Annotated in this window: 2 protein-coding genes; both read left to right on the forward strand. The window is 51.1% G+C overall.

The annotated features are described in order from the left end of the window. Positions 1-1,662, forward strand: a 1,662-nt coding sequence (locus tag AUR66_RS22025; RefSeq protein ID WP_331457000.1) for a dockerin type I domain-containing protein, incomplete at its 5' end; no start/stop codon positions are given. 214 nt (positions 1,663-1,876) lie between these two features. Continuing rightward, positions 1,877-2,150 (forward strand): hypothetical protein (locus tag AUR66_RS22610; RefSeq protein WP_394326260.1); only part of this gene is annotated, 274 nt, incomplete at its 3' end.

A 2,150-nucleotide genomic window follows, 5' to 3' on the forward strand; every position in this document is an offset into this window, starting at 1 on the left:
TCACTACCCCAAGTTACTGAAGATACGTACTACTCTGTCGAAGTCACCGCAGTGACTTCAGACGGAAAGCTTGCCCGAGGGTCTGGAAGCATCCGTGCTGACCTCGATCAGGTTGACCCAATCACTGTCTCCGGTAGGTTCGAAGAGGCAGACGGGACGCCCGCAGCGAACGATACAATCGTCCTTCGCCCCGAGTCTGGAGACGCGTATGACTTCTTGACCACGACGAACGAAACAGGGGCGTACAGTATTGACGCGTGGCCGGACCGCGCACACAGCATTGGCTACTACCAGTTCAATGTGAGCGAGAACAAGAGTACAGAACCACGGTTCCCACGCGATGGGTCCGTCGACATCTACGCAGCGACGTACTTCTCGAGCAGTACGGACTACACGTTCTCTGACAGCGTTCCGAACGGGTCGGTGCTTGACGTGACTATCGTCGATGAAAACCAGACCCCTGTCAAGAACGCGTCTGTGAGATACCGCCACCACAACGGGGAAGCATACACAGATTGGTATGAATTGACGAATGATGCAGGTAAAGTAGCCAGTAGCAGTGATGGTACTGGTCTAGAAGTCACAGGGAACGTCACTATCGAAGTCGAGCCCCCTGAAAATAGCACTCGGTTCGCGAACACAACGATTACCGAGAACGTCACTGTAACTGATGACACGTCGTTCAATATCACGCTGCCGAACGGCACGAGTGACACGACGACGCCTAGCGTGGATATCACGCAATACGAAGTCGTTGAAGACAACGGGACGGTGATGGTCGAGCTCAGCGCTGACGACCAACTCGAAAACATCACCGTTGAGGCCACCAACACCTCAACTGGCGCGGTCGTTAACGAACTGAACCGATCCAACTTCACTGCGAGTCAGACCAGTAGCGGAGTGACGTACCGTGCGAACATCTCGTCGCTCGATGACGGTCAGTACAACGTCACGCTTGTCGATGCAGATGGGTTCGATGCACCTGTTAATGGTCTCCCACTGACTCGTACCGTCGATGTAACCCGCCCGATTGAGGGTGTTTCGCTTACACTCGTTCCACGGGTCGCAAGCGGCGATGTCCGTTCGAATCTCACTGTTGCCCTCGTGGCTGATGGGTTCGACGATGGTGTCGGCACCTTTGAGGTGAACACCTCGATTGCTAACAGCTCTATTGCATCGATTGAGTCTGTGAACGTCACGGGATCCCCAGAAGGTTCTGACATACAATACGGGCCAAACGGAAGTTCGGTAAACGTGGCTGCGTTTGGAATGGATACGAACCAGACCGGCCCGGTAACGATTGCTGAATTCACCGTCAGAATCGAATCTGAGGGGAGTACTGAACTGACTCTCTCAGACCCGGTAGTCGGCTCAGAAAACGCCTCTCAGTATAACCTCTCTTCGGTTGGAGACACATCGATTTCCGGAGCCAATGTCACCCCTGTTGGTGATTTCACGTCGCCTCCTGCTGATATCGACGGAGATGGCCAATACATGGACATCAATGGTGACGGGGAGGTTACAGTCTCTGACGTCCAAGCAATGTTCACTCACCGAGAGAGTGATGTCTTCGAGAACAACGTTGACAAATTCGACTACACTGGAAACGGTGAGGTCAATATCGTTGATATCCAGCGGCTGTTCGTGACGGCATCAGCCTAAGAGATCGCTGGATCAACATTCCTATATTTTTCATCTCGAAGAGTCGCAGCTACGTAGTTTGATATAACGACCATATTATTGTTACACACTTGTTTCGAATATACTGGTTAACCAATAAATATAATTGGTATGAATAACTGTCTCCAGTCGTGTGATTAGCCGACTGCATCGAGTAGCGGCCAAAATTATCGAATTGAGCAACAGTGTTTAATAAATGACAAGATCTGAACTACACGTACAGTTTGGGGTAGTTTGCTTTGCGCTCTTCCTCATTACAAGCTCAGTATTTGCACCACTTGCAGGGGCCATACAGACATCTCAACCTGCTCATTCTGGTGATTCCTCAGGTGTGGCACCGTCGAGTGTTGAGATAGAACAACAACAGAATACGACCACACTTTCTGGAGCAGTCAAGTATCAACTCTCACAGGCAGAAGATGGGGATAAAATCCCTGTGATCCTCGTATTCGACAAGCAACCACAGGCTT

This window comes from Haloferax profundi (assembly GCF_001469865.1).
Lineage (GTDB): Archaea > Halobacteriota > Halobacteria > Halobacteriales > Haloferacaceae > Haloferax > Haloferax profundi.